31 protein-coding genes, 1 tRNA gene and 1 other RNA gene are annotated in these 25,036 nt (G+C 36.5%); 27 read left to right on the top strand and 6 right to left on the bottom strand.

Annotation, left to right across the window (positions count from 1 at the left end):
• The first annotated feature begins 202 nt into the window (after positions 1–202).
• From AB3M96_RS15325 to AB3M96_RS15295, 7 genes are all read left to right on the top strand, one after another.
• On the top strand, positions 203–781 hold the full coding sequence (locus AB3M96_RS15325; protein WP_412968496.1) for a nuclease-related domain-containing protein: 579 nt from the start codon (positions 203–205) through the stop codon (positions 779–781).
• Between the two features lie 208 nt (positions 782–989).
• A complete protein-coding gene (locus AB3M96_RS15320; protein WP_412968495.1) occupies positions 990–1,175 on the top strand; it encodes a hypothetical protein in 186 nt (61 codons plus the stop codon).
• A 157-nt stretch (positions 1,176–1,332) separates the two neighbouring features.
• Complete coding sequence (locus tag AB3M96_RS15315; protein ID WP_412968504.1) at positions 1,333–1,752, top strand: DUF1801 domain-containing protein; 420 nt, start codon at positions 1,333–1,335, stop codon at positions 1,750–1,752.
• 94 nt (positions 1,753–1,846) lie between these two features.
• Positions 1,847–2,215 (top strand): VOC family protein, encoded by a 369-nt coding sequence (locus AB3M96_RS15310; RefSeq protein ID WP_412968494.1) that lies wholly within the window; start codon positions 1,847–1,849, stop codon positions 2,213–2,215.
• Positions 2,216–2,406: 191 nt separating this feature from the next.
• Positions 2,407–3,537 carry an acyltransferase family protein gene (locus AB3M96_RS15305; RefSeq protein ID WP_412968493.1) on the top strand — a complete coding sequence of 377 codons (1,131 nt, stop codon included), beginning with the start codon at positions 2,407–2,409 and terminating at the stop codon, positions 3,535–3,537.
• 14 nt (positions 3,538–3,551) lie between these two features.
• Complete coding sequence (locus AB3M96_RS15300; RefSeq protein WP_412968492.1) at positions 3,552–3,827, top strand: DUF6958 family protein; 276 nt, start codon at positions 3,552–3,554, stop codon at positions 3,825–3,827.
• 125 nt (positions 3,828–3,952) lie between these two features.
• Positions 3,953–4,105, top strand: a complete 153-nt coding sequence (locus tag AB3M96_RS15295) for a hypothetical protein (protein WP_412968491.1) — start codon at positions 3,953–3,955, stop codon at positions 4,103–4,105.
• 41 nt (positions 4,106–4,146) lie between these two features.
• Here AB3M96_RS15295 and AB3M96_RS15290 read toward each other — a convergent pair whose 3' ends face one another.
• From AB3M96_RS15290 to AB3M96_RS15280, 3 genes are all read right to left on the bottom strand, one after another.
• Complete coding sequence (locus AB3M96_RS15290; RefSeq protein ID WP_412968490.1) at positions 4,147–4,812, bottom strand: Ltp family lipoprotein; 666 nt, start codon at positions 4,810–4,812, stop codon at positions 4,147–4,149.
• A 51-nt stretch (positions 4,813–4,863) separates the two neighbouring features.
• Positions 4,864–5,241, bottom strand: coding sequence for a PH domain-containing protein (locus AB3M96_RS15285; protein WP_412968489.1), 378 nt, complete (start codon positions 5,239–5,241; stop codon positions 4,864–4,866).
• A gap of 265 nt (positions 5,242–5,506) precedes the next feature.
• Positions 5,507–5,580, bottom strand: a tRNA-Arg gene (locus AB3M96_RS15280).
• A gap of 259 nt (positions 5,581–5,839) precedes the next feature.
• Here AB3M96_RS15280 and AB3M96_RS15275 point away from each other — a divergent pair.
• The 3 genes from AB3M96_RS15275 to AB3M96_RS15265 all read left to right on the top strand — a co-directional run bounded on the left by AB3M96_RS15275 (position 5,840) and on the right by AB3M96_RS15265 (position 7,357).
• Entirely contained in the window at positions 5,840–6,550 is a 711-nt protein-coding gene (locus AB3M96_RS15275; protein ID WP_412968488.1) for an HD domain-containing protein, read from the top strand.
• A 63-nt stretch (positions 6,551–6,613) separates the two neighbouring features.
• Complete coding sequence (locus AB3M96_RS15270) at positions 6,614–6,814, top strand: hypothetical protein (protein WP_412968487.1); 201 nt, start codon at positions 6,614–6,616, stop codon at positions 6,812–6,814.
• A 153-nt stretch (positions 6,815–6,967) separates the two neighbouring features.
• The gene (locus AB3M96_RS15265; protein ID WP_412968486.1) at positions 6,968–7,357 is read left to right on the top strand and encodes a DUF3888 domain-containing protein; all 390 of its coding nucleotides are present in this window, start codon (positions 6,968–6,970) and stop codon (positions 7,355–7,357) included.
• A gap of 88 nt (positions 7,358–7,445) precedes the next feature.
• Here the strand turns inward: AB3M96_RS15265 and ssrS are convergent.
• Positions 7,446–7,640, bottom strand: a non-coding RNA gene (ssrS, locus tag AB3M96_RS15260) — 6S RNA.
• A gap of 161 nt (positions 7,641–7,801) precedes the next feature.
• On the opposite strand from ssrS, the gene AB3M96_RS15255 reads away from it, so the two are divergent.
• The 14 genes from AB3M96_RS15255 (at position 7,802) to AB3M96_RS15190 (ending at position 19,385) form a co-directional block, all read left to right on the top strand.
• Positions 7,802–8,512 (top strand): hypothetical protein, encoded by a 711-nt coding sequence (locus AB3M96_RS15255; protein ID WP_412968485.1) that lies wholly within the window; start codon positions 7,802–7,804, stop codon positions 8,510–8,512.
• Positions 8,513–8,606: 94 nt separating this feature from the next.
• Positions 8,607–9,650 (top strand): DUF3231 family protein, encoded by a 1,044-nt coding sequence (locus AB3M96_RS15250; RefSeq protein ID WP_412968484.1) that lies wholly within the window; start codon positions 8,607–8,609, stop codon positions 9,648–9,650.
• Between the two features lie 202 nt (positions 9,651–9,852).
• On the top strand, positions 9,853–10,782 hold the full coding sequence (locus AB3M96_RS15245) for an ABC transporter permease subunit (RefSeq protein WP_412968503.1): 930 nt from the start codon (positions 9,853–9,855) through the stop codon (positions 10,780–10,782).
• Between the two features lie 10 nt (positions 10,783–10,792).
• Complete coding sequence (locus AB3M96_RS15240) at positions 10,793–11,692, top strand: ABC transporter permease subunit (RefSeq protein WP_412968483.1); 900 nt, start codon at positions 10,793–10,795, stop codon at positions 11,690–11,692.
• 18 nt (positions 11,693–11,710) lie between these two features.
• Positions 11,711–12,235: a GNAT family N-acetyltransferase gene (locus AB3M96_RS15235; protein WP_412968482.1), complete on the top strand. Its 525-nt coding sequence runs from the start codon at positions 11,711–11,713 to the stop codon at positions 12,233–12,235.
• The gene (locus AB3M96_RS15230; protein ID WP_412968481.1) at positions 12,228–12,686 is read left to right on the top strand and encodes an NUDIX hydrolase; all 459 of its coding nucleotides are present in this window, start codon (positions 12,228–12,230) and stop codon (positions 12,684–12,686) included. The genes AB3M96_RS15235 and AB3M96_RS15230 overlap by 8 nt, the downstream gene beginning before the upstream one ends.
• Positions 12,687–12,736: 50 nt before the next feature.
• Positions 12,737–13,597 (top strand): AraC family transcriptional regulator, encoded by an 861-nt coding sequence (locus AB3M96_RS15225; RefSeq protein WP_412968480.1) that lies wholly within the window; start codon positions 12,737–12,739, stop codon positions 13,595–13,597.
• Position 13,598: 1 nt separating this feature from the next.
• Positions 13,599–13,964, top strand: coding sequence for a VOC family protein (locus tag AB3M96_RS15220; protein WP_412968479.1), 366 nt, complete (start codon positions 13,599–13,601; stop codon positions 13,962–13,964).
• A gap of 450 nt (positions 13,965–14,414) precedes the next feature.
• Positions 14,415–15,671 (top strand): MFS transporter, encoded by a 1,257-nt coding sequence (locus AB3M96_RS15215; protein WP_412968478.1) that lies wholly within the window; start codon positions 14,415–14,417, stop codon positions 15,669–15,671.
• A gap of 40 nt (positions 15,672–15,711) precedes the next feature.
• Positions 15,712–16,491, top strand: a complete 780-nt coding sequence (locus AB3M96_RS15210; protein ID WP_412968477.1) for a class I SAM-dependent methyltransferase — start codon at positions 15,712–15,714, stop codon at positions 16,489–16,491.
• 102 nt (positions 16,492–16,593) lie between these two features.
• The gene (locus AB3M96_RS15205; RefSeq protein WP_412968476.1) at positions 16,594–17,400 is read left to right on the top strand and encodes a GNAT family N-acetyltransferase; all 807 of its coding nucleotides are present in this window, start codon (positions 16,594–16,596) and stop codon (positions 17,398–17,400) included.
• Between the two features lie 30 nt (positions 17,401–17,430).
• Positions 17,431–17,784: a VOC family protein gene (locus AB3M96_RS15200; RefSeq protein ID WP_412968475.1), complete on the top strand. Its 354-nt coding sequence runs from the start codon at positions 17,431–17,433 to the stop codon at positions 17,782–17,784.
• 19 nt (positions 17,785–17,803) lie between these two features.
• A complete protein-coding gene (locus AB3M96_RS15195) occupies positions 17,804–18,016 on the top strand; it encodes a hypothetical protein (RefSeq protein ID WP_412968474.1) in 213 nt (70 codons plus the stop codon).
• 412 nt (positions 18,017–18,428) lie between these two features.
• Positions 18,429–19,385 (top strand): acetamidase/formamidase family protein, encoded by a 957-nt coding sequence (locus AB3M96_RS15190; RefSeq protein ID WP_412968473.1) that lies wholly within the window; start codon positions 18,429–18,431, stop codon positions 19,383–19,385.
• A 150-nt stretch (positions 19,386–19,535) separates the two neighbouring features.
• Here AB3M96_RS15190 and AB3M96_RS15185 read toward each other — a convergent pair whose 3' ends face one another.
• Positions 19,536–19,988 carry a hypothetical protein gene (locus AB3M96_RS15185; RefSeq protein ID WP_412968472.1) on the bottom strand — a complete coding sequence of 151 codons (453 nt, stop codon included), beginning with the start codon at positions 19,986–19,988 and terminating at the stop codon, positions 19,536–19,538.
• 211 nt (positions 19,989–20,199) lie between these two features.
• On the opposite strand from AB3M96_RS15185, the gene AB3M96_RS15180 reads away from it, so the two are divergent.
• From AB3M96_RS15180 to AB3M96_RS15170, 3 genes are all read left to right on the top strand, one after another.
• Positions 20,200–20,442: a glutaredoxin family protein gene (locus AB3M96_RS15180; RefSeq protein ID WP_412968471.1), complete on the top strand. Its 243-nt coding sequence runs from the start codon at positions 20,200–20,202 to the stop codon at positions 20,440–20,442.
• An 83-nt stretch (positions 20,443–20,525) separates the two neighbouring features.
• Positions 20,526–21,728 carry an MFS transporter gene (locus AB3M96_RS15175; protein ID WP_412968470.1) on the top strand — a complete coding sequence of 401 codons (1,203 nt, stop codon included), beginning with the start codon at positions 20,526–20,528 and terminating at the stop codon, positions 21,726–21,728.
• A gap of 63 nt (positions 21,729–21,791) precedes the next feature.
• Positions 21,792–22,364: a GNAT family N-acetyltransferase gene (locus tag AB3M96_RS15170; protein WP_412968469.1), complete on the top strand. Its 573-nt coding sequence runs from the start codon at positions 21,792–21,794 to the stop codon at positions 22,362–22,364.
• Positions 22,365–22,551: 187 nt separating this feature from the next.
• On the opposite strand, the gene AB3M96_RS15165 is transcribed toward AB3M96_RS15170, so the two are convergent.
• Entirely contained in the window at positions 22,552–25,029 is a 2,478-nt protein-coding gene (locus AB3M96_RS15165; RefSeq protein ID WP_412968468.1) for a molybdopterin oxidoreductase family protein, read from the bottom strand.
• Between the last annotated feature and the right edge of the window lie 7 nt (positions 25,030–25,036).

Below are 25,036 nucleotides of genomic sequence, written 5' to 3'. Positions count from 1 at the left end.
TCCTTTAAAGAAAAATGAAAAACTAAGATAAACCTAGAAAAAAGGAGATTGTGTACAATAATTAGGGGGTTAAGCCGATAACGGCCATAAATCTTTTATAACAGCCATATATCGACTATTATGATTAATCCTTAAATGTTTTGCAGGATTTTTAGTAGATTTTGTAGAAAAATGCTATATGAAACTAAAAGGAGATGAATATATGAACAAAAAAGAATTAGAAATACCACTAAGACTGAGAAAAATTGATGCACTTTTGAAAAGGTTACATGAAACATTTCCAAAATACTCGATTATAAGTGAGGAATACGGCAGAAGAATGGCTGGTTACCTCGGTGAAAAATCATTAAAATACTATCTAAGCCTTTTAAAGGATAAAAACTACCTCATCTTTCATAATCTGCGACTCCCCGATACCTCCGGTGAACATTTCTTTGAAATTGACTTACTTCTAATTAGCCCAAAATTCCTCTTAACTATCGATGCTAAAAATTATCGTGGTGAATTACATTTTGATGGAAAGTTTGATCAGTTCATACAAACGGTTGGAGATAAAAAGAAATCATATTCTTGTCCCATCGCACAAACGAACAGACACAAAATGCAGCTAAGGAAATTATTAGAATCTGCGAAGTTTCCCTCTATTCAGATCGAAAACCTAGTTGTTTTTACAAATCCTTCAGCCATAATTACGGCAACCCCAGACCATAAGCAAGTTCATAAAGTAATTAAAAGTACAAGTTTTCTCTCAAAAATAGACTTGATTGAAAAAAAAATATAGAAGTGAAATGTTTGATAAAAAACAACTTCATAAGTTGTCAAAGTTCCTCTTAAAACAACATACCACACATGACGAGGATATCTTGAAACATTTTGATATTACACAAAGTGAGTTAATTAAAGGTGTTAGGTGCCCGAAATGTGGAAATCTTCCTATGAAACGCACTTCTAGGACATGGAAGTGCCCCTCGTGTAACCACTCCTCAAGTATGGCATTCATTGAATCAATAATGGATTATCGTTTATTAATTGGAAATGCAATAACAAACCAGCAACTTCGTCAATTTTTAGATTTACAGTCTCGATCCGCTGCAAAAACTATCCTTTTAACTTTACAATTAGAGTATAAAGGTGATTTGAAAGGTAGAGTTTATTATTTCCAACCTTTAAAATAGACTTTGATTATCTATTATTGGATTTTATGGCTATTAGATAACAGATGTTGATAGTCCTCCTTTAATGTTAGCAGGAATTCCCCCCACCAATCTTGAAGTAATAACAAACCAAATCTCGTCCATAATGAATACTAGTAAAACGAAGGGGAGTGGAACTATGTACGAATTAAAAACAAAAGAAAATGATCGAAGTATAATAGAGTTTATTGAAGCAGTGGACAGTCCTAAGAAGAAGGAAGATGCATATAAGCTATTAGATATTTTTACAGAAACAACCGGCTATCCTGCGAAAATGTGGGGGACAAGTATTATTGGCTTCGGGTCGTATCATTATAAGTACGCTTCAGGTCATGAGGGAGATGCACCTTTAGTGGGTTTCTCACCGAGAAAGGCAAAAATCAGTCTGTATTTTGCTACTGGCGACACGCAGCGTGAGGAATTACTTGGGCGTTTCGGAAAGCATACTACTGGGAAAGCGTGTGTGTATATTAACAAAATCGCAGATATAGACGTTGAAGTTTTAAAAGAATTAATACAACAATCGGTTACATTTTTAAAGGAAACCTATCCTTCATAAGGAAATCTTATAGATTTGTATAAAAATAAAGTCATTTAGATATTTCAGGAAAAGGTATACGATGAAGAAAAAGTAACGAAATGAGGAATTCAAAATGGCGTATACCTTTAAAGCAATTCATCATATTCAACTTGCAGCTCCGAAGGATAGTGAAAATCAGTTCAGAGAATTTTTTCAAGGAGTTATTGGATTTGAAGAAATCGAGAAACCTGAGGAACTGAAGAAAAGAGGTGGAGTTTGGTTTCAATTTGGTCAGTATCAAATCCATATAGGAATCGAAGAACCATTCTCTCCGGCAAAAAAGGCACATCCAGCATTTGAAGTGGAGAATATAGAACAACTTAAGCAACATCTTCGTGCTAACAATATCCCTATTAATGAGGATGATAATCTCCCAGGGGCAACACGGTTTTATGCTTTTGACCCTGTAGGAAATCGTTTAGAGTTTTTGGAATGGAACTAAGGTGGAACTACCGTTCTGCCTTTTTTTTCAGATAGGAAAGTATAAATTCTTTCCTATCTGCATAAGTGCAACTACGGCTCTGCTGTCGCCTATAGGCTCGGCAATCGCCAAGTTTTCTAGTATTTCAAAAACTTGTATTTTATGGTAATAATGGGATAGAGTTTTCTATTTGAATATGGGGAGAAATGTATGTGAGTCGAAGATATGACATTGACTGGTTGCGCAATCTTGGAATTTTATTATTATTTCCATTTCATTCTGCAAGAGTATTTGATCATTGGGATCCGTTTTATGTAAAGAGTGAGGAGCTAAGCTGGGGATTAAGTTATTTTATTGCGGCGACAAGCTATTGGTTTATGCCATTACTTTTTTGGCTGGCAGGTTCTGCTAGTTGGTATGCACTTACAAAAAGAACCACTGGAGAATACATAAAAGACCGTGTAGACAGATTATTAATACCATTAGTTTTTGGTCTTCTATTAGTTGTTCCAATTCAGGGTTATATAGCAAAATTAGACCACGAGGGACAAGTAGCAGCATACCTTCCTTACATGGTTGAGTTCTTTACCAATTTTAGTGATTTATCCGGATATTTTGGTACATTTACACCTGCACACTTATGGTTTATTCTCTATCTATTTGTACTCTCAGCTGTTGCTGTACCATTTTTTAAAATGTTTAAGACTAAAAATGTAGAGAAATTTCATCAAATCTTTAGAAAGCCATGGGTATTTATTTTTACTTTTATTGTGATCATGATAACACAAGCATTGCCAGCTCCTGGTGGTCAAAACCCATTTTTCTTTTTCGCACTGTTATTAATGGGGTTCATAACATCAAGCCATCAAGCTTATCAAGAGATGTTTACTAAAATTAGATGGAAAGCATTACTAGCAGTTGTTATTTTACTTCCTACTTGGCTCGTATTACTGCAATACCATCAAGGATATACAAGGTTTTCAAGTATTGATATATTGTTAACATTTCTACGAACCTTCTTACTTTGGTTAACACTAATTGCTATTTTAGGATATGGCCAAAAATATTTAAACAAAAAACATAAGTTGGTAGCTTACATGAATGAAGCCGCATTTCCGGTGTATATTGTCCATCAAAGTGTGTTGGTTGTGGTCGCTTTCTTTGTCTTAAAAGCAAGACTTGGCATTTATCCTTCGTTTATTTTAATAATGCTACTAACGGTCATGCTTTCATTTGGCCTCTATGAATGGGTAATAAAAAGAATATCAGTATTACGATGGGCTTTTGGGGTGAAAATGAAGAAAAGTAGTGTGATAAAGACAGATATTCATATAAGTAAATAAGAGGTGCAGGAAATATGACACATAAAATTCAGTTACTCAACCCGGACCCGACAAAAAAGGGTGCAAAGGTCGATGAGGCAAAATACAAAATGGTAAAAGATACTATTCTAAAGGTTATCGATGAAAGAGGAGTAATAGAGTTTAAAGAGTTGATGAGTGAAGTTGTACACCGATTACCCAATTTTGAAGGCTCGCCGTCTTGGTATTGTACGGCTGTTAAATTGGATCTAGAAGCAAAAGGCATTATTCGCCGTATCGAGGGTTCCAAGCCTCAAAAAATAACCAGATAAGCTTGAAAAGTAACTGATTTATTATAGAGTGCAGGTACCTTCATTTTAAATAACAAATAAATCATAACGAATGGTTTAAATAATGATTGCCTAAAATATGGCTAGTTGGCCTGGAGGTGATCGTGTTGCCAAAGAATACAAAAGAAGAAAGCATTGAAATCTTCTCAAATACAGCATTAAAAGGAAAACCTTATTTAGATATTGACCGTGTTATTGGCGAAGGAGTTTCCGCCTATAATGATGAAACGAAAAAGACATCAGAAACGAAAGAAGTCTAAATTGAAAACCCTCCATGTGGAGGGTTTTCGTTTCGTATGCTTTACTTATCTAAGTTCTCGATAGCGTAATCAGCTTCTTCTTGTGTGAATTTCTCACCGTAATCAGAAGTCAGTTGTTCTCTGATCGCTTCAGGTGACATATCCATTGATTCCTGATAACTCTTTGCTTTTGCTAAGGCATTTTCCTTAAAATCAGCTTTTATATTATCTATTGCGTATTGTGCTTCTTCTACAGTGAATTTTTCACCTTGTTCAGAAATTAGTTGGTCATAGATTCCTTGTTTTGACATGTACATGGTGTCTGAATAGGACTCTGCCTTTTTCAATGCATTTGCTTTCCAATCATATTCAAGATTGCTCATTGCATACTCGGCTGCTTCTGCAGAAAATTTTTCGCCATATTCTGAGGTTAATTGATCAAGAATAGCGTTTTTAGACATTTGCATAGTTTTTGCGTATGATTCAGCTTTTTTCAAAGCAGATTTATATTCAGCAGGAACATCATCCTCTGGTTCTTCTTCCTCCTGGTTCTTCTCTTCAGTGTTAGCTGATTCGTTTTGCTTAGATTGTTGAGGTTCAGAATTAGTATCATTATTAGAACTTTCTTCGTCATCACCACCTGTTGCAAGTGCTATAACTAGGATAACTGCGATCAACCAAACCCACCATCTTTTATAAAAAGGTTTTTTTACTTTCTCTTTTGCCATTAAAATCACCCTAATCTTATAGAAATTGTGTATAGTGGCTAAAAAAACTCATTAGCTGCAAACAGCAGCTAGTACCTTTTGGACATCAAAAATACTCTTATCTTTTTTAAATTGCTTTTGTATAGCTGGTAATTGTCCACCTGATATCCATATTTTTAGTTCTGCGTCCAAATCGAAAGTCCCAGCAGTTTCTACGCTGTAGTGGGAAATACTCTTAAAAGGAATTGAATGATACTCAACCTTTTTTCCTGTGATTCCTTGCTTATCGACTAATATTAAACGTTTGTCAGTAAAAACGATCAAATCTCTTATTAACTTAAATGCTACATCAATCTCTTCACCATTAGTCAAAAGTTGTCCTAATTCCTTTGAAACTTCCTCTTTACTAACTGTAGAGGCATTTCCCATAAGACCACTTAATAATCCCACAATAACTACCCCCTAATTTTTAATACCAAGTCCAATACCATCACGGACAAACATTATTATTTCCTCCTCAGACTCAGAAATACCTAAAACTTTGGAACGCCATAAAGCCCACTAATTTTCAACAGACTCGTATCTATATCTTGATACTTGAAGTAGCTCCACTTTCTAATCGACAGCAATGGTATATGAAAAGTTAACACCCTAAGAAATGTTAAAAGAGTGCAAATCCCTTGAATAACAAAGGTTTTGCACTCTCTAATGTAAGCGTCCCAGATTGGAATCGAACCAACGACCTACAGCTTAGGAGGCTGTCGCTCTATCCTACTGAGCTACTGGGACATAAATAATATAATAGTAGGTTCTTATTATAAAATTTAAAACCATTGCTGGTCAAGAATTATGACCACCATGAAATTTTTATTGACTTCTCAAAATGCTAATTTGTATAATTTATCATATATTTCAAATAAATGGTTGTTTTTAAACGAACTGATAAACCGTGGAATGATCCACTCTCATTGCTTTGATGGGCCGGTTTCGTATCTTACATGATATGAAGCGGGCTTTTTTATGTTTCAGAAAAAGGAGGAAACAAAATATGATTTATAGCCTGACTAACCCAACTGTTTTTCATGAGCCTTTTTACCAAAAAGATGTAGAACTCTTCCCCTGGGAGTATGAATTACTTCAGACTACCACAGTTAGAAGACTTAAGTTTCTATCTCATTATGGCGCAGGTTCTCTCATTACCTCAGCCAAGCACTCTCGATTCGAACATACACTTGGGGTATGGACGCTCATAGCCACTTTCTTTCCAAAAGAAGAGGAGTTACGAATTGCAGCTCTACTTCATGATGTAGGCCATTTGCCGTTCTCTCATGCTGTCGAACGAACATTAGGATTTAATCACCATCATATTACAGAAGAGTATATCAAGGGGGAAGAAATTTCGACAATTCTTCAAAAACATGGTTTCTCTCCAACTACAATCATTGACTTGCTTAACAGAGATACACCGGTATCTCATAAAACAGCCTATTTAAGTGCTGATCATTTGGATAGTTTTTTACGTGATGCTTATATGCTAGGGAAGCTAAGGATGCATCCAGCTGATATTTTAAAAGCCTTATCATTTAATCATTATTATGTAGAAACGGATATGGCAACAGGAAAGCACATTATGGAGGCAATCTATCATGACCATTCATGTTTTTTACATCCAATTAATTTAGCATTAGACGTATTACTAGCCAAAGCGATATCCACTTTTACAGAGGAAACAAACGTAGAATTAACAAACATACAATAGCTAACGAATAATAAGCTACTACAATTGTTACAAAACTCTAAGCACCCGGTGGTTAATCAAATTATGTCCACTATTCTTTGGTATCCAGAAAAAATCAACTGGAACAGCGAACCAATCGCAGATGCAGATAGAATTGAAGTTAAAAAAATCTATGATAAGACCCCACTAATTGACGGTAATCCTTTAACTGATCTATGTGAAGATTCGCAAGGATTACTATCAAAAGTCCGCTCTCTAAAAAAATCGTACTATTTCACATATTGAAAAGGAAAAAAATGTATAAACAGCGAATGTAAATTAAAATGATAGCTACTAAAAAGGGGGAACTCTAAAGCGCTTAGGTCAAACTAATAGAGAAAGAGATGGTCAATTATGCGGGTAAACAAATCAAGTTTCGTACTAACAGGGGTTTTTCTTGTGCTTGTACTTATCGGTGTATTTAGTTTTTTCATTAGCGGCGAGGATAATCCGAAAACAGAATCAATTGAAACAAGTACAGAAGAAAGTGCCAAAGGTGATCAAGACCAACGGAATCAGCTTATATTAGACCTATTAGCAACCGACATCCAGAAAGCAATTAATCAGCAATATAATTTCGATGAAGAACATAGTGCCAGTTATAATGTAAAAGCCTTTGAAGTAACCGAGCGAACTGAAGAGGGTTACGAAGGATACTATGTAAATGTCCATGTTGAAGTAAAAGACCAAGACGAAACAAACACATTGGGAAATGATTCAATTAAGTTCTCAGTGAAAGTAAGTGAAGGCATGCAAATATCTTTAGTCATGTATTATAAAAATATGTAAAGAAACGTAAGTCTGGAGCTTCTCCAGACTTTTTTTTTCTATATAAAAAATCCATCCTCCGATTGGAAGATGGATTATGAGGTCGATTTTAGAAGCCACAATTGCCGTAATACGCTAAGAAAGTTTAAAACCACCACTCCTCAAAGTGGGTGTTTTCAGAAACATTCCTGTATGTCCTTCATGTCGTCAAAGACGAAGGCCTGCCATTCCCGCTTCAATGTTAAACTCCCTATTCCAGTTCAAAGGTTAAACTTTATTATGATTACGAACAACGTAGCTTGTATTTGTATACTACATGATTGAGAGTACGAAAGCAAATGTAAAAAATACCCAAATACAAAAAGCGTTGTCGAAAAATATTTTGTAATGAACTCAACTACAACTTGAAAATAATCCCATAAATTACGTCTAAGTAAGTAGAAGAAGGTTTTACAGGAGGAACTCATGAAAAAAATTGGTTTTGTACTCACAGCCATTTGGTTAGTCGCCAGTCTGTATTTGATAATTACGTCACAGGAAATGGAAATCTTGTTTGCTCTTTATTTTGCAATTATTGGTGGCTTTATTGTGATCAATTATTTTCTTGTGACTTGGATTATTACTTCGTATCGAGATGGGAAAAATCTTTTACCTCGTATCATTTTGTTTGGTTTTTGGCTTATGTCTCCGTTAGTCGTTTATGGAGTTTCGAATGTAGTTCAAATAACTAAAACTCAAGAGCATGAAACGTTTTTAAAAAACAATGTACCAACTGAACAATCCATTAGAAGTCTGTCAGAAGGTTTCTTAACGGAATATGTAAATGAAAGCGACTCTTTTTTCTCTTACAGAAATAAAGTGCTGGTTCTTTCCTATAAAGTTAATGAAGAAATAGCATTACAAAGGTTTCAGTATTTAATACAAAATACGAATTCAGACAATATACAAAATGTAATTATTGAAGACTTCATTGGTCGTGAAATTTTAAGTATTCATTTACTTCATTCGTCGATTTGGCATGAAACATTGCACCCTGACAGTATCACAATAAGTCTATATTTCGAGAATGAATTATTTTATAAAACAGTATCTGTTCAAGGAAGTGAGGGACAATTGGATGGTTTTCTGGATAAACATCAAGAATTATATAAGAGATTTCAAGAAAAACTCCCTTAATTGTATCCATCTGTATAAAGTCCTATTTAGTAAATAAAAGGAATACATTCTTACGAGATGAAAAATACTATAGGAAAAAAAGAGGAGAACATAAATGGATCTCAATAACCAAACAAATGAAATCTCCAAAACACACTCTAAGAAAATAAAAGAGAAATTAACATCTGCAGAAATTGGAAAGCTGTGGGTTGTTTATATGGGGAACTCGATGTCTATTTGTGTATTGTCCTATTTCTTGAATCATGTGGAGGATACAGAAATTAAAGATGTAGTCCAAAAAGCGCTTGAAATGAGCAAGGATTTTATGGACAAAATACGTAAGGTGTTCAACGAAGAGGGTGTACCAATTCCAATTGGATTCACAGAGGATGATGTAAATGTTGATGCACCTAGATTGTTTGCTGATCAATTTTATCTACATTACTTAAAGTATGTAGCAAAAGCTGGGCTAAGTATATATTCAACTGCAATACCATTAATGATACGTGAAGATATTATAGAATTAGTAATTTATATGGATTTAAAAACAATTGAACTTGTGAAAGAGTTAAACGAACAGCTGGGCCAAAAGGGGTACTTAGTAAGACCCCCAATTATACCAGTACCTCCAAGTAATTCATTTGTACAAAAACAAGATTATTTAAACGGTTTTTTCGGTGACCTTAGGCCCCTACATGCGCTGGAAATTGCTCATATTCATGATAATATTGAGAATAATGTTACGAGTAAATGTCTCTTAATAGGGTTCAGTCAAGTTGCACAAAGTAAGAAGTCAAGGGAATTCTTCCTGAGAGGGAAGGAAATTACAATGAATCATATAAATAAGTGTACAGAGAAACTTCATAAAGACAATCTACCTGCACACCCAATCCTAGATGATTTAGTGGAAGTATCAACAATTGCTCCTTTTTCGGATAAGTTAATGATTGCCCACAAAATCGATATGTTTTCCATGAAAATTAGATCATATTCCAATGCATTATCACTTAACGGTAGACGTGATATTGGTGCAATGTATGGAAAGTTTGTTTTGGATGTTGGTAGGTACGTTGAAGATGCAACAAATATCATGATAGATAAAGGCTGGATGGAGGAACCTCCACATGCAGTTGATCGGAATGAATTAGCTAAAGAATAGATAGAAAAAGGTCAGACAATCGTTTAGTGAATGTCTGACTATTTCTTATATATATCTTTAAAAGGATTTTCTTCCAATAAAGAGAATTAGTAGGAATATAATTTAATGTTTTAATTATTAAAACTTAACTATATAATATTGAAACCTTTTGCGTATTTTTCCAGTCTTTATATAAAAACGTGATGGGGGTTCTCTAGTGAAGATGATGAAAGAGATACTTAAGATAACGGGTATCTATTCTTTTGTTCTTATTTGCATTATTTTAATTGTGCTTTTTCCGAGAACACCTAAGGTTGGTGTTGAGCCGGGTTGGGGAGGGGTTCTTAACGTCGAAGAAGAACAGTTCATGCTCGAGGAATACAAGGATAATATTGTTACATACGTTAAATCTGTGTATGAAAATAATTCCTTAGGCGGTACCAAGTGGCCAACTCGTTCAGCTGAAGATGAAATCCTAAAATATATGCCAAGAAGTTTAGCCGTACTAGGACTTGGGTTTATCTTAAGTATGTTAATAGGGTTTTGGAAGGGCATATATGATTTTAGAGCATCGAAGTCAAAATTGAATGTAGTTGGTAATGGTTCAACATGGCTATTTCAATCAATACCTGATTATTTTATTGCAATATGCGTCATTTGGTTGTTTTGGTTTTTTGCGCCTTTCAGCATAATGGGCAGCATGAGTTGGTATAAGTTTATTGCACCAGGAATACTTGTTTCAATTTCACCTATGTTTTATATTGCTCGTATTACAAATGTGGCTTTGGTTACCCAAGAGCATGAGCCGTTTGTCCAGGTAGCAGCTTCAAAAGGTTTAACAAAAAAGCTTATCTTATCAAATCACTTAATGAGGCATTGTTTTATTTCACTATCAAATCATTTACCATCGATTATGGTTTTCTTATTATCGAATTTATTGGTTGTTGAATACTTAATTGGATATGAAGGAGCGGCATATAGACTTTTCTCTGCTATCGGTTATACAAATGAGATTGTTCCAAGCTTTGTTAGTGATCGTGTAATAGTAGATGAGAGTGGTCTCATTATAGGGATTAGTATTTGTTTCTTGCTATTAGTAATGATTGCTCATGTGATTGGAAATCTAGTGAAATATCGATTCGAGCCGAAATAGGAGGGAAGAAATGAAGGGAAATCGATTACTAGTTATAGGGATTATCATGTGTACTTTCCTGTTGCTTCTTGCTATTATTGGCCCGTATTTACCTTTTGTAGAAAAAGAATTGGAGGAAGCGAGCAGAGTTCGATTTGGAGAAAAAAACGATATACTTACTGCTCCTTTTTCACCGTCACAAGAATTCCCATTCGGTTCAGACCATGAAGGCCGCAACTTATTAATCGTAATTATTGCAGGAACAAGGGATACGATACTCATCATTTTAAGCATCACAATCCTTCGTTACATCCTGGCTATCCCATTGGGTTTATTGGCATCAAGAAATCATGGCTTTTTTACTTGGCTTGTTTCCGCTTGGAACAGGGTTTTTTCTAGTGTTCCGACTATCTTTTCTAAGATGTTATTTTTAAGTATTCCTGTTCTTGTTTTAGATGATAACCGACTTATTTGGTCCATCCTTATATTATCTTTGATAGAAGTTGGTAAAGTAAGTTTTATCATTCAAGAGGAAACGCGATTGATTGCAAAAAAGCCATATATAGAGGCTGGTATAACGGTAGGTGTGCACCCGATTCGACAACTAACTCATCATATTTTGCCAAATATCTTTCCATCAGTTATCGTAAGCTTTTTTATAGATATTGGTAGAACTGCCTTATTAGTTGGACAGATGGGGATTTTTGCGATATTTATAACCCAGGTTTTTGTTCAAGGTGGTGCGTTTGCTGCACAGATGGAAAATACAAGTCTAAATTGGATGACTCTTTTAGGTTCGACAAGAAAAGATATGCTTAGTTCAATGTGGATTCCATTTTATACTTGTTTAGCTATAACTCTCACAATCTTTACATTTACTATTCTAGGTGAAGGTCTTCGAAGATATTTTGATCGTTCGTTAAAACAATAATAGATTGGGGTGCTTTCTTTGAAAAAAGGTTTTGAAATTATTGAACTGACATCGGTAACTGAATACATTTATCAACTGTCTGGACTTTTAAAAGAAGTAGTAGATGACGGAGCTTCAATTGGATTTTTACCACCACTTGAGGATGTCGTCGCTGTAGACTATTGGAATTCCGTATTGAACCAGGATGTCCGTCTTTTTGTAGCAATCGATAATGGGGAGATTGCAGGCAGTATTCAAGTTCATTTGTGTACGAAACAAAACGGGACTCACCGCGCAGAAATTGCTAAATTAATGACGAATCCTGCTTATAGACGCATGGGAATTGCTCGCAAACTTATGGAAGTTGCTGAGGAGATCGCAGTACAGGAGGAGAGAGCCTTGCTCGTTTTAGATACTCGTAAAGGTGATCCGTCGAATCATTTATATCAATCATTAGGATATATAATGGCAGGGGAAATCCCATTTTTCGCTAAGTCGGCTAATGGAAGTTTCGATACAACTGTTCTTTACTATAAACAACTAGGAAACTTCACGAATGATTAGACAGGCTGTGGGTGCAATTGTATATAAAGATGACTTATTTTTAGTTGTACAAAAGACAAAAATTAATACTCTAGAAGGAAAAAAGAAAATTGATGGGGAATGGGATGTAGTAAAAGGTGGCGTGGAACCTGTTGACCAGACACTTGAGCATGCTATTCTACGTGAACTTGAGGAAGAAACGGGGTCCTCTCAATTTAAGGTGATAAGTCAATATCAAAGGAAGATATGTTTTGATTTTCCTTCAGAAATTCAAAACAAAATTGGCTACGAAAAGCAAGAAACAACAATGTTTCTTGTGGAATTCACAGATGAAAAAGAAACCCTTATCCCTAAAGATGATGAGATAGCAGAGTTGCAGTTTCTTAGAGTAGATGATCTAATACAGCGCGTCACACATGAAGATACAAAAACGTTTATTATACAAAATCTGTCCGAACAAAGCAGAAAATGACAGGAGAAACAATATCTCGATAGATAGAATGTAGGTAAGGGGTGAGCTATATGGCATGGCTAGAGTCATTACAAAAAGCAATTGATTATATGGAGGAGCATATTCTAGAGGATATTTCAATCGATGACATTGCATACCAAGCGAATGCATCAACATTCCATTTCCAACGTACTTTCTCCATACTTACGGATAGTAGTGTAGGGGATTATCTGCGCCGGCGCCGATTAACATTAGCAGCTGAAGAACTAACCCGAACAGACACCAAGATCATTGACTTGGCCTACAAATATGGCTATGACACTCCCGAGGCTTTTACAAAGGCCTTTCGTAAACAACATGGCGTAAGCCCAAGTGAAGTGCGAAAGGGACTTGGAAAGCTGCAATCATTTAACCGCCTGGTCATCCAGGTGAGTCTGAAAGGGGCAGAACCAATGAAGTATTCGATTGTTGAAAGAGAAGGTTTTAAGGTAGTAGGCGTAAAGCGTGAGTTTTCGGTAGTAAACGATGAAAACTTAATAGGTATTCCTAAATTGTGGGATGAAGTGAATACAGATGGCACATGTGATTCACTAATCGAGGAAATGAACGGAAAAATTAAAGGTGTGCTGGGTGTCTGTGTAGATCAAACGACTCCGCAAAAAAGAGCAATTGATTATTGGGTGGCTGTTGAACACGAAGGTGGAAATGTCGATGGTTTTCTTGCATTAGACATTCCTACATCGAAATGGGCCGTTTTTGAAGTGCATGGGGCAATGCCACATGCCATGCAAAAGGTTTGGAAGCAAATCTTTTCTGAATGGTTCCCTTCAAGTGGCTATGAGCATGCTGCATCACCAGAGTTAGAGGTGTATCCTGGAGGTAATCCGTCAGATCCAAACTATTATTCTGAAATCTGGATTCCTGTAAAATAAGATGTTTGTTAAATTAGAATGTGTATGTATTCACACAAAAGATATCCAAGCATCTTTAGATTTTTATAAAAATATGGGTCTGACCGTACATTGGCAAATTGATAGAGAACTTGAAAGTGGAGTAGTCTGGAAATTGGTTGGGTTAAGGTTCCCGAGTAATGAAAGTTCTGAACTGGTACTGAGTAATCACCCAGAACTATCATTTACAGAAGTAGAGATATTGGTTGAAGATGTACGAGAGACCTACAAAACTTTAAGTGAAAATAATAAAGTTAACTGGATTAAAACTCCTTTTGCAACAGAATCCGGTCATGTTGCGGTAATGGAAGCACCTGATAAAAATGTATTTGTTTTAGTAGGAAAATAAAGCTATGAAGATGTGTGGTTGAATTGCCACACATCTTTTTTTGGCAGATATGAGAAGTATAAAATTCTTCCCTATCTGCATAAGTGCAACTACCGCTCTGCTGTCGCCTAAAGGTTCGGCAATCGTCGAGTTTTCTAATATATGAAAAGATGAAGAAACTGCTATTGCTACAATAGTGCAATAAAGTAATCACTTAAATACATATGCAAAGCATGTAGATGTGTATAATGTGTTTGAAACTGCTAGAATAGACAGAAATTTATGTAAATAATATAATGGAGCAAACAACTTCATGTGTATTTCAGAGGATATATAATTTACTCTATCTCCCGGCATGCGGGCATATGTTGCATTGGGATAATCCCGTAGGAGTTGCAAAGGAAATACATCTCTGGATCCAAGAAAAAGAAAAGTGACCTAAGGTTTTAATAAGTTACGGGGGTGCAAAGTATGCATTATGGATGGGTGGTTGTATGGATTACGTTCATCGCAGTACTAATTGCAGCGGGAATTCGCTCAATTACTGGAGTAATTATCATACCTCTTGAGGAAGAGTTTGATTGGAGCCGTTCGACCATCTCTTTTGCTTTTGCTATTAATCTAATTTTATATGGTATTTCAGGTCCATTTGTTGCAGCGGGACTACAGAAGCTTGGGTTTCGAAAAACAATGTCATACGGGATGCTCCTTTTAGTATTTGGCCTCGTAACCAGTTTATTTATGGTAGAGATATGGCAGCTACATCTAATCTGGGGAATTATTATTGGTTTAGGTTCTGGGGTATTTCTTTCAGTACTTTCTGCAAATGTTGCAAATACTTGGTTTGAGAAGAAAAGAGGGTCTGCGTTAGGTTTGTTAATGGCAGCTACCGCAGCAGGTCAAATGATCTTTCTCCCACTCTTGTCATATTTAACGGGAGAATTCTCATGGCGACTTGCAATGTCAGTGTTTATTGGGTTGGGACTACTAGTCACCCCAGTTATTTTCCTGTGGATGAAAGACAAACCAAGAGATCTAGGCGTGCTTCCATATGGAGCAGAGAAGGAAGTCGAGAAAACGGACGAAACAAAAAATCCAATTACAGCAGCCTTTGACGTGTTATGGATTGGAGTGCGATCTGTACCTTTTTGGTTATTATCAATTAGTTTCTTTATTTGTGGTTTATCTACGGCAGGACTACTTGGGACTCACTTTATCCCTGCTTCAACCCATCATGGCATACCTGAGGTACATGCGGCAAGCATATTTGCATTTATGGGCGTCTTCAACATTATTGGAACGATGATTGCGGGCTGGTTATCAGACCGATTTGACAATCGTTGGCTATTGTTTTGGTTTTATGGCCTGCGAGGCTTGTCTTTACTAGTGTTGCCTTATGCTTTCGAAATGCAATCTTATGTAATGCTCATAGCCTTTGCTGTGTTTTATGGCTTGGACTGGATTGCAACTGTACCACCTACTGTACGGTTAGCCTCTGACTTTTTCGGAAGGGAAAATGGTGCAATTATTTATGGATGGGTTTTTGCGGCACATCAAGTCGGCTCCGGAGTTGCTGCATATTTAGGAGGCTACTTTTACGAAGTATTCAATAGCTATACGATGACATTTATTGGAGCGGGGGTATTGTGCATTGTCGCAACACTCTTTGTGATCGTTATTAAAAAGCAATCTGTTGTAGTAACAGAAACAGTATCTATTAAACAATGACAATGATGTTACTCAGAAAAGTCTGGAAGGGAATAAAAGAATGGAAATACTAAATGAAAAGAAGAATCTTGAGGAATACGATAATCCGGAATTATATGATAAGGAAAATAATCCGTACATTGATGATGTGAAGTTTCTTATGAAATGGGCCCAGAAAAAGGGAGGTCCTATAATAGATTTGGCATGTGGCACAGGAAGAGCGACAATTCCGCTTGCTGAAAAAGGGTTTGAATTGCTAGGAGTAGACATACATACGGGCATGTTAGAGTTAGCCAGAAAGAAAACGGATGGTAAGAATCTTCCTGTTTCCTGGGTGGAACAAGACTGTACAAAACTAGATCTAGGAATAAAGAGTCCATTTATTTACATGGTGGGAAACTCCTTTCAACATTTCCTTACGAATGAAGTTCAAAATCAATTGCTCACTTCTATAAGGAATCATCTTGAGGAGAATGGTGTTTTTGTTTTCGGAACGAGATTTCCAAGTGCTGACGAATTATTGCAACCTCCTACTGAAGAATACTGGAAGAGTTATAGAGACGAAGAAACAGGAAGAATAGTAGATGTTTCTACTATTAATAACTATGATTCTCTAACACAGGTTCAACATTATATAACAATAAGAAGAAGTAAAGATGAGAATGGAAACATTGTGAGTGAGACCAAATCGAATATCGCACTTAGATATGTTTTCCCTCAAGAAATGAAACGATTACTAAATGAAAACGGGTTAGAAGTTCTAGAAATCTATAGGGATTGGAATGAAAACCCGTTAACAAGTGATAGTTATCAAATGATCTATGTATGTCAGAAGAAGTAAATTTAAGAGTTGTTATTGAAGTTAAACATAGATTTACATTTTTTTACAGTTGTGAAATCGAGGAAGAAATAGTATTAAGATAACTTAGTAGGGAGTGCACATATGAATTCTGTAATGGATGTAGACTTGGCAAAAATAGTAGAGCAAGCAGAAATTGATTGTTTATCGTCAAGACTTTCTGCCATACAAGAGATAGCTGGAAACCCAATGGGTGTCGATATTAAACAGTTCGGTAACGCAACAGCATTTTCTGTAAAAAACATCCCAGGTCCTTCTTTCAATACAATTAAAGGATTGCATAATGAGGATAACGATTTTATAGAGCAGATTATTGATTATTATAATGAAAAGAAAATTCCCATCCGTTTTGAACTAACGCCGGCACATGTTTCATCAGAAATCCTCACATACTTGAATGATTTAGGATTTTATCAGTGTGATTTTCACACTACGCTTTATCAAACAGGCACTAAGATTGAAATTCCCTCCTATGAAGGAGTTTTAATACGTAAGATAAAAGAGGATGAATTTGATATCTTTGCAGATATATATACGAGGGGTTTTCAAATGCCTTCATTTTTAAAAGAGGGAGTTGCTCAAAATAACTCGATCCTTTTTAACAAAGAAGGGTGGACATTTTATCTTGCCAGTGTAAATGATGTGGCCGCAGGAATTGGAGTTTTATATCAGAAAAACGGGATTGCCAACCTTGCAGCTGCTGCCACAAGCCCAGAACATCGTGGTAAAGGAGTACAAAGTGCCTTAATCAAGGAACGTATCAAACAGGCTATGGTAGATAATTGTCAGTTAGTGGTGGGACAAGCTAAGTTTGGGTCAACCAGTCAACGGAATATGGAACGGCTTGGCATGAAGATTGCTTATACAAAGGCAATTTGGGTAAGGAAATAAGAAAATGATTTTTAATATAGGAGCATATCAATGGGAAAAGTTATAGGCTTTGAAATGAGTAGTCAAGAACCAGAAAAAGCTGTGAAGTTTTATTCAGATGTGTTTGGATGGAAAGTATCAGAACCTCAATGGGATTATTGGGAAGTTACTGCGAAAAGCACTGAACAAGAGAAGGGGATTAATGGCGGAATAAGTAAAGGTCCGAGTGATTACCCGCATGGTACTCGTATTCAAATTGAGGTTGATTCTTTAGATGAAACAGTAGCAAAGGCGAAGCATCTTGGGGCTATGGTCGTCAGAGAAAAGATGGAGTTTGAAGAGTTTTACTTAGCGTACCTAGTTGATCCAACTGGTATAGGTATTGGGTTAATCGAGAGGAAATAAAAGGGAGCGTTTCTGCAAAATGTGGAAACGCTATTGTTTTATTTTTGAAAAGAAAGGGGAAATTATGTATTTCAAAAAACTAGTATACTCAATTGTAGGTTCTTTACTTGCACTTCTGATAGTCGGTGTTTTTACTGGGAGGTTTGAGTGGTATGAACTTGTGCCAGGCATTGTTATTTTAGTTGTTGTTCACTTAGCAATTGTTTTCTTTGAGTGGAATTGGAAAATCTAGCAGCTAGGGTTTATTCTCGACAATTCTAATAACCCAAGCATAAATTTATCGGGATTTGTCTTAAATGCCAGTATTACTCGAAAATAGTCCATTTGCGCAATATATGAAATGTAAGATGTTGTATTTCCTCGGAAATACGAAGAAAATGTTGTCGCATTTATAAAAAGGTGAAACATATTATATATTTTTAAAAGTTTATTCCATATGAGGAAGTGAAAAGTGTCAACTCAATTAACAAATCACGACAATTCTCTTAAGAAGTGGCGGGGAATAGAAGCAGTTAAAGGAAGGTTTAGACCTTTTCATTAAGCAGGCATCTTTTTGATATAGGAATCAAATAAATTTAATAGAGTAGTATCATAGCAATTCTGCTAGATACTGAAACTATGAAGGGATATAAAAAATGAATCCAATGAACAAATATAAAATTAAGGCGAATGAAGAGACCCTTCATGCCTCTATAAGTAATAAATACAATCCAATTTTAACTATTAATTCTGGAGACTCCATTGAGCTAAATACGATTGACGTTGGCTGGGGCTTTACCGAAAAGAATGGAAGACGCATTCGTTTCAACTCTAGAGAAAAAGAGTCCGAATGGGGGCATCCAATTATTGGCCCAATAGCTATTCATGGTGCAAAGCAGGGAATGACTTTGGAAGTGAAAGTTAATGATATTATTCCGAGTTGGTATGGATGGACTTGTGCTGGAGGATATAGTAATTGGCATAATCGACAGCTTGGATTGGAAAAATCAAATGAAGTAGTATTTGATTGGGAGTTAGATTATAACAATAATCTTGGAACTTGTAATTACCAGGATCACTGTTTTCAAGTGACTCTATCACCATTTATGGGCTTCATGAGTGTTGCTCCTAAAGAAGAAGGTATACATTCCACAATGCCACCTAGATATTGTGGAGGAAACATTGACTGTAAGGAGCTCGTAAAAGGGAGTACCCTCTATCTACCAATTTCTGTGGATGGTGCATTATTCTCGATTGGTGATGGACATGCTGCACAAGGTGACGGAGAAGTTTCTGGACAAGCAATTGAATGTCCTATGGATAAAGTGGAATTATTAATACGACTTAGGGAAGATTTGAATATAAAAATGCCAAGAGCAAATACTCCGAATGGTTGGATTACTTTTGGATTTCACGAGGATTTAAACCAAGCAATGATTATCGCTCTAGAAGGGATGTTAGAGCTTTTGCAAGATGAATATGGATTGGAAAAAGCCGAGGCAACAGCATTAGCTAGTGTGGTTGTTGATCTACGAGTAACACAAATTGTTAATGAGGTTAAAGGAGTCCATGCGGTATTGGGGCATGATAAAATAACACATATGAATCAAAGTGAAAAGTAGTTATCAGCATAAGGGTAATCATAAAAAAAGCACTGCACCTTTTTATTCATACATAAAGAGCAGCGCCTGGTACTATAGTGTTTCAATTGAATTTATTTGTTTACTTCGGTAGTTTTAAATTGATTCCTTGAAATAACGCAAATTCCTCAATTACACACAAGTAAACGAACGGATTTGGCGTAAGCTTATTCCAAAGTAAAGCCATCTAAAGCCATTCCATCGGTAGCCAGAAACGGATCTTCGGCCAACATACGTTGGGTAGAACCAAAATTGTTGGTTGTTTCTAAGCCATACATATGTGTACCTAAATAAACATCCTCTAATACTACCTGGATCTACAGCAAATGCTTGCGCTTGTTGTTGCGTCTGTGCAGGAACAAATGACGGTGGTGGTGCTGTTGGTGGACCTGCACCTGGTCCTTGACCTGGTTGTTGTGAAAATGGCGGTTGGAAGCCTGGTGCGCTAGGTGGTGGACCCATTGGCGGGAAAAATTGACCCATTTGTCTCTCTTCTAAAAAAGGATCATAATACTCATCTTGGTATACAAAATCGTCTTGGATATATGGATTGCTAGCATACCAATACATATGGTTTGGATACATGTGATGCACTCCTTCTCTTTTAAGACTCACAACATCATATTCTTTAGTCACTTGCCTATCAACTTGTACTAAGTAAAATGGGTTTTTACCTATGATGGAAAATGTCGTTTTTTAAAAGAGGTTAAGCAGGCATTCGGCAATATTGTTTGTGTTTGGGTATGTTACTATAAAAGAAAATAAATTGTTATGATAATGAACAAGGAGAATGTAGATGGAACCAAAAGTTATTGTGTATACAACGAATGATTGTATTGAGTGTACCTTTGTTAAGCGTGTGCTAGGAGAGCAGGAAATACCATATGAAACAAGAAACATAGCGGAAAACGAAAAATATAAAAAAGAAGTTGAGAAATATGGTTTTCTAGGGGTGCCGGTCACAGTTGTTGGCGAAAAAGCTGTAAAAGGATTTACGCCAGATTTAATTCCCCTGCTAGAAACTCTTAAAAAGTCTTGAGATTATTTTAGTAAGGTACAACCTAGTGGATTAGTATTAAAATATGAGATAAGAGAGTTTAGACTGTGATACGGAGGGATACTTTGAAAAGTGGAAAGTGGCGAGCGTTACTATGGATTGGGATTGCTGAGTTATTTGCATTAAGTCTTTGGTTCAGTGCATCGGTTATATTACCTGAGCTTCGTGAACTTTGGAATCTAAGTTCCAGTAATGAAGCATGGGTAAGTGCATCTGTCCCTATGGGTTTTGTGATAGGTGCCTTTGTTAGTTCTTATTTCGGATTCGCAGATCGTTTTAATCCAAGAAAAATCTTTGCTCTGTCCGCACTTGTCGGGGGAATAGTAAATGGACTTTTACTAATTACTGATACAGCAACTGTGGGTATTTTGCTAAGGATATTAACTGGAATTATGTTAGCTGGGGTTTATCCACCCGCTGTAAAAATACTTTCCCAATGGTTTCCTCAAAAAAGGGGGTTAGCAATTGGGATCTTAATTGCAGCACTTACATTAGGGTCATCTCTTCCACATTTTATCGTAGTATTCCTCTCAGCAGTCAATTGGAAAGTCGTTATCATTAGTAGTTCAATATTAGCTTTATTATCGTCGAGTATTATCTATGGTTTGGTAGGTGACCCTCCGGTTACTGCTAAGAAACAGCCGTTTTCGATTAAACTACTTAAAAAGGTCTTTTTAAATAAACCAGTCATGCTAGCAAACTATGGATATTTCGGACATATGTGGGAATTATATGCGATGTGGACTTGGTTACCAGTATTTTTGATAGCTAGTTTTAGTCAAAACACTCCTGATATTTCCCACTCTTTTAGTGCCCTCGCCTCATTTCTTTCAATTGGAATTGCAGGTGGTATTGGCTGTGTCTTAGGGGGAATAGTAGCCGACAAGCTAGGTCGATCATATTTAACAATCCTATCGATGGTAATTAGTGGACTATGTTCTATTTTAATAGGGTTTACTTTTGGTGAATCAATATGGCTAACTTTGCTGCTCGCTATTGTTTGGGGAATATTTGTGATATCAGATTCTGCTCAGTTTTCAGCAGCCGTGTCTGAGTTTGCTGAAGTAGAATATGTTGGAACGGCCCTGACGTTTCAAATGTGTGTAGGTTTCCTATTAACTATTGCATCTATTAATCTAATCCCACTAGTTCAAAAATTAATAGGCTGGGATTGGGTATTTTCAATATTAGCAATAGGTCCACTCCTTGGAATCTTATCTATGATAAAGTTCAAACAATTTGAGGTAAGTAGTCGAAGTAAGGGATAGGCTTTTGCAAACCTAAGATAGAGAGTACCTAATAAACTACTTAAAGCAATACAGGGGGAAAAGATGAATCAACAATTAGTACGATTAACAGGTAAAAAGGTTATTTTACGTAGTATTGAGACAGAGGACTTAGAAACACTTTGGGAATTAAGATATGCTGATCCAAATCCAGAGTGGAAAAAATGGGATGCCCCTTATTTTCCTCATGAAAGAATGGAAAGAGATGTATTTATTGAAAAATCCTTAAAACAACTGAATAATTCACAACAGCCAAGTAACCAATTAATCATTGAGGCAGATAATAAGATAATTGGCACGGTCGTTTATTACTGGGAAGATAAAGAAACACGTTGGCTAGAAATGGGCATTGTCATTTACTTGCCTGAATATTGGAATGGTGGTTACGGAACAGAAACAATAAATATGTGGATTGATTATCTATTTGAATCAATCCCTACCATTGAACGAGTTGGTTACACAACTTGGTCTGGTAATCACCGGATGATGAAGGTCGGTGAAAAATTAGGGATGACATTAGAAGGAAGAATGAGAAAATGTCGTTACTACAATGGTGTTTACTATGACTCAATTAGAATGGGGTTACTAAGAGAAGAGTGGGAGAGAAAGAGAGTATAAAAGAAAAGAACCTACCAGATTTTGTACTGCACTCCAGAAGTTAGAGTTAAAAATCTAACTTCTGGGGTTCAGTACCATTTCAGGTAGGTTCTTTTTCAGCAGAAAGGAAAGTATAAAATTCGTTCCTATCTGCATAAGTACAACTACGGCTCTGCTGTCGCCTAAAGGCTCGGCAATCGCCGAGTTTCTAATCTTCTGCATCCATCCTTGTTACCTCTAAATTAGACTGTTTAAAATGTGGGAGAGGTTCTAATTCTCGATATGGTAAATAGGGTGGAATAACAACATTAACCCTTGAAAGTGGCACTTCAATTTCATCACCTATATCGGCACGGAATGGGGGCATCATTTTATTGATTCTAGCTAACTCTTCTAACGTAAACCCATTCTCCTTAGCAATGTCCTGCATAGTAAAGTTCTCAGAAATTGTAATTTTTTTTCTGATTTTTTCAATTCGGCACGATGATTGTTTGAAGGTGGGTTGACTTGATAAAGGGTCTGTAAAATCTACTGTTAATTCATTAGCTGCTTGGTTGTTTTCCCAGCTTCCATAATGGAAAGGTACAAAAACTAAGCCTGGCTGTACCGTATCAACAATGCGGGTTGGGACCTGTATGGATCCTCTAGGAGAAACAACACGAACAATTTCTCCTGGTAGTAGTGAGAGTTTTTCAGCATCCTCGATACTTATCTCAATATATCCTTGTGGTGCAATCATTTGTAGGTAAGGAGATCTGCCTGTCTTTGTTCGAGTATGCCATTGCCAGACTAACCTCCCAGTTGTAAGCCAGAAAGGATATTCTTTTCGTGGTTGTTCTGCAGGTGGTACAAAATACAATGGATATAAGATGGCCCTACCATTCGGATTCAGTTTTTCATATTCTTCTTTTGTTCGTGGTCGACCTGTAAAAATATCTTTCCCATATGTTTGTGTATAGTCAATATCAGTATGGAAGTAGAAATTACTATAGAGACGAGGTGTTCCTAAAGGGTGCTCAGCGTTCACAGGCCAACGTAAGCCATTGTATTTCTCAAGTTTTTCATACGTAATTCCTGTCATATCTGCTGGTCTACCTTTTGAAACCTTTTTCCATTCCTCAAAGCATTCCTCCGGTGTCTCATAGCTAATAAGAGGATTGCCCTCCTTATCCTTGAATCCCATTCTTCTTGAAAAGTCGATTAGAATTTCGAAGTCAGAACGAACGCCATTAGGAGGATCTACTGCTTTTCTCATTAAGTTAATAGTGCGGTCCGCATTCTCTAACGTTCCTTCAATCTCTCCCCACATTGCAGGTGGAAGGACCACATCTGCAACTTCCGTTGTCTCAGTTAGAAAAGGATCTTGGACTACGACAAATGTTTTCTCAAAAGCTTTACGTGCCTCATTTCTATTGGGGAGGGAAACCATTGGGTTTGTGAAGATATTCCAAAACAGTCCAATCTCCCCTATATCCATTAAATGAACAATTTCTTCAATTCCTTTTTCAGGGCCGATTTCCAGCATGGAAGGATCGACATTCCATAATTGAGCCATTTCTTTAATATGTGTAGGATTATTTGAATTACGTTGCCCAGGATACGTTCCTACTCCGCCTACTGTCCGGTTGGCTGATGAACTTGGTTGGCCAGCCATATGTAACGGACCACAACCTGGTTTACCAATTAATCCTCTTATAAGGTGTAGGTTATTAATTGCAACACAAGAACTGGTTGCATCAGCACTTTGAAATGCACCTTGTAGAGTTGTAGTAACAAGCGTCGTTGTTTTACCTATTATTTGCGCAGCTTTCTTTATTAGTTCAACAGGCACCCCAGTTATATTTTCAGTTAGTTCAGGGGTCCAATTTTCTATAGACTCAGCCATACTTTTATACCCAATCGTGTGCTTATCAATAAATGATAGGTCGATATTACCTGATTTTATGATTATATTAAGTATTCCATTTAAAAGGGCAAGGTTTGTTCCCGGTTTTAGTTGTAAGAATAAATCTGCTTCTTTTGCGGTAAGTGTTTTTCGAGGGTCTACGACTATTAAATATGGTTTTCCAGTCCTCTTTTTTCGAGACATGATACGTTCAAAAAAGACGGTTCCTGTTTCTGCGGGATTGTGACCAAATAAGATGATTGTATCAGCAATATCAACATCTTCATATGAAGCAGGTACACCATCTGAGCCAAAAGACTCCATTAAGCACCATTCAACTGTTGCTGTACAAAGACGTGTATTGGCATCTAATAAATGAGAACGTAACCCTGCTCTCCCAATTTTTGCGATGGTGTAATAGGTTTCAAGAGTAGATTGTCCAGTGGAATAGATGGCAATCCCATTTGGCCCCAATGTCCGCAATGTTTCTTTTGCTTTTTCAACGATTAGTCCCATTGCATCGTCCCAGGAAGCAGTTACTAGTCTACCAGACCGGTTACGTATTAGAGGGTGTAAAAGTCTGTCTGGACTGTTGTTTGCATACCATTGATTTTCACCCTTTGGGTCTAACCGTCCCCGATTAATATCATGGTTAGAATTGCCCTTAATCCCAACTATTTTATTATCCTTTACGGCAATATAACAACCACAACCGATAGAACAAATATTACAAGTATTATAGACCCATCTATCTACTTCACCCTGTGAATAAACATTCATGTCAACACGACTATTCTTCAATAATATG

This window comes from Ferdinandcohnia jepli, from assembly GCF_047246645.1.
Classification (GTDB): domain Bacteria; phylum Bacillota; class Bacilli; order Bacillales; family Bacillaceae_L; genus Ferdinandcohnia.
The sequence above is the reverse complement of the archived record's forward strand: the minus strand, read 5'-3'. Positions and strand labels throughout refer to the sequence as shown.

Coding starts and splice junctions, on each gene's coding strand:
- AB3M96_RS15310 (WP_412968494.1), top strand. CDS start 1,847: ATGGCGTATACCTTTAAAGCAATTCATCATATTCAACTTGCAGCTCCG.
- AB3M96_RS15290 (WP_412968490.1), bottom strand. CDS start 4,812: ATGGCAAAAGAGAAAGTAAAAAAACCTTTTTATAAAAGATGGTGGGTT.
- AB3M96_RS15230 (WP_412968481.1), top strand. CDS start 12,228: ATGATTAGACAGGCTGTGGGTGCAATTGTATATAAAGATGACTTATTT.
- AB3M96_RS15185 (WP_412968472.1), bottom strand. CDS start 19,988: ATGTATCCAAACCATATGTATTGGTATGCTAGCAATCCATATATCCAA.
- AB3M96_RS15190 (WP_412968473.1), top strand. CDS start 18,429: ATGAACAAATATAAAATTAAGGCGAATGAAGAGACCCTTCATGCCTCT.
- AB3M96_RS15315 (WP_412968504.1), top strand. CDS start 1,333: ATGTACGAATTAAAAACAAAAGAAAATGATCGAAGTATAATAGAGTTT.
- AB3M96_RS15270 (WP_412968487.1), top strand. CDS start 6,614: ATGTCCACTATTCTTTGGTATCCAGAAAAAATCAACTGGAACAGCGAA.
- AB3M96_RS15210 (WP_412968477.1), top strand. CDS start 15,712: ATGGAAATACTAAATGAAAAGAAGAATCTTGAGGAATACGATAATCCG.
- AB3M96_RS15250 (WP_412968484.1), top strand. CDS start 8,607: ATGGATCTCAATAACCAAACAAATGAAATCTCCAAAACACACTCTAAG.
- AB3M96_RS15200 (WP_412968475.1), top strand. CDS start 17,431: ATGGGAAAAGTTATAGGCTTTGAAATGAGTAGTCAAGAACCAGAAAAA.
- AB3M96_RS15240 (WP_412968483.1), top strand. CDS start 10,793: ATGAAGGGAAATCGATTACTAGTTATAGGGATTATCATGTGTACTTTC.
- AB3M96_RS15320 (WP_412968495.1), top strand. CDS start 990: ATGGCATTCATTGAATCAATAATGGATTATCGTTTATTAATTGGAAAT.
- AB3M96_RS15215 (WP_412968478.1), top strand. CDS start 14,415: ATGCATTATGGATGGGTGGTTGTATGGATTACGTTCATCGCAGTACTA.
- AB3M96_RS15195 (WP_412968474.1), top strand. CDS start 17,804: ATGTGGAAACGCTATTGTTTTATTTTTGAAAAGAAAGGGGAAATTATG.
- AB3M96_RS15180 (WP_412968471.1), top strand. CDS start 20,200: ATGGAACCAAAAGTTATTGTGTATACAACGAATGATTGTATTGAGTGT.
- AB3M96_RS15245 (WP_412968503.1), top strand. CDS start 9,853: ATGATGAAAGAGATACTTAAGATAACGGGTATCTATTCTTTTGTTCTT.
- AB3M96_RS15170 (WP_412968469.1), top strand. CDS start 21,792: ATGAATCAACAATTAGTACGATTAACAGGTAAAAAGGTTATTTTACGT.
- AB3M96_RS15325 (WP_412968496.1), top strand. CDS start 203: ATGAACAAAAAAGAATTAGAAATACCACTAAGACTGAGAAAAATTGAT.
- AB3M96_RS15275 (WP_412968488.1), top strand. CDS start 5,840: ATGATTTATAGCCTGACTAACCCAACTGTTTTTCATGAGCCTTTTTAC.
- AB3M96_RS15300 (WP_412968492.1), top strand. CDS start 3,552: ATGACACATAAAATTCAGTTACTCAACCCGGACCCGACAAAAAAGGGT.
- AB3M96_RS15225 (WP_412968480.1), top strand. CDS start 12,737: ATGGCATGGCTAGAGTCATTACAAAAAGCAATTGATTATATGGAGGAG.
- AB3M96_RS15205 (WP_412968476.1), top strand. CDS start 16,594: ATGAATTCTGTAATGGATGTAGACTTGGCAAAAATAGTAGAGCAAGCA.
- AB3M96_RS15220 (WP_412968479.1), top strand. CDS start 13,599: ATGTTTGTTAAATTAGAATGTGTATGTATTCACACAAAAGATATCCAA.
- AB3M96_RS15255 (WP_412968485.1), top strand. CDS start 7,802: ATGAAAAAAATTGGTTTTGTACTCACAGCCATTTGGTTAGTCGCCAGT.